The organism is Streptomyces sp. SID14478 (assembly GCF_010548525.1).
Taxonomy (GTDB): Bacteria; Actinomycetota; Actinomycetes; order Streptomycetales; family Streptomycetaceae; genus Streptomyces.
The window spans coordinates 1-1,191 of the sequence record NZ_JAAGMG010000368.1; the positions used below are offsets into that span (position 1 = coordinate 1).

At 71.6% G+C, this 1,191-nt stretch carries 1 protein-coding gene and 1 pseudogene; both read right to left on the reverse strand.

Annotated features, from left to right (window positions below; translation table 11 throughout):
* Positions 1–29: 29 nt before the first annotated feature.
* Positions 30–839 (reverse strand): indole-3-glycerol phosphate synthase TrpC, encoded by an 810-nt coding sequence (gene trpC / locus G3I40_RS12070; RefSeq protein WP_164302154.1) that lies wholly within the window; start codon positions 837–839, stop codon positions 30–32.
* Positions 840–960: 121 nt separating this feature from the next.
* Positions 961–1,191: pseudogene (locus tag G3I40_RS12075) on the reverse strand (hypothetical protein); the annotation flags it as partial.

The window sequence follows — 1,191 nt, forward strand, 5'->3', positions numbered from 1 at the left end:
GAGGCGGGCGGAGATCGGCATGGCTCGGGTCAGCCCCGTCCGTGCCGCAGCGCGGGGTGGGCGCCGGCGGCGACGAGGTCGGAGACGGCGGAGCGCGGGTCGCGGCCGGTGACGAGGGACTCGCCCACCAGGACGGCGTCGGCGCCCGCGTTCGCGTACGCGATCAGGTCGTGCGGGCCGCGCACGCCGGACTCGGCGACCTTGACGATGTGGTCCGGAATGTCCGGGGCGACGCGCTCGAAGGTGGAGCGGTCGACCGTGAGGTCCTTGAGGTTGCGGGTGTTGACGCCGATGATCTTGGCTCCGGCGTCGACGGCCCGCTCGACCTCGTCCTCGTCGTGCGCCTCGACCAGCGGAGTGAGACCGATGGACTCGGCGCGCTCGATGAGGGACTCCAGGGCGGGCTGGTCCAGGGCCGCGACGATCAGCAGGGCCAGGTCGGCGCCGTACGCACGGGCCTCCCACAGCTGGTACGAGGTGACGATGAAGTCCTTGCGCAGGACCGGGATGTCGACCTTGGCGCGGACCGCTTCGAGGTCGGCGAGGGAGCCGCCGAAGCGCCGCTGCTCGGTGAGGACGGAGATGACGGCGGCGCCGCCCGCCTCGTAGTCGGCGGCGAGGGACGCCGGGTCGGCGATCATGGCGAGAGCGCCCTTGGAAGGGCTGGACCGCTTGACCTCACAGATGACCTTGACGCCGTCGCCGCGCAGGGCCGCGACGCCGTCCTTGGCCGCGGGAGCCTTCGCCGCGCGCTCCTTGAGCTCGTCGAGGCTGACGCGCGCCTGCCGTTCCGCGAGGTCGGCACGGACTCCGTCGATGATCTCGTCGAGCACACTCACGCGAGCGGACTCCTCTCAGGTTCTCTGGGCAACCATGTGGTCACTGCGATGGTATCCGCAGGAGGGCGAAGGCTCCGCATCCGGTTGACAGCAGTCCCACTACCTGGACATTTGCTGTTGATCAAGGATGCAGGAAGCCACCGATGGGCAGGTTCCGGACAACGGTGAAGGCGAGCACGACGCCGCCGAGCGTCCACAGGTGTACGCGCCCGAGACCGAGCCCGAGCGGCCGCCCGCGGGCCGCCCGCAGCGCCCAGAGCGTCCACAGCGCCGCGAAGAGCGCGTAACCGGCCACGGCCAGCGCATTGGCTCCGGCGGCGGCGCCGAGGTCGCCGTGCACGAGCGCGTGGGC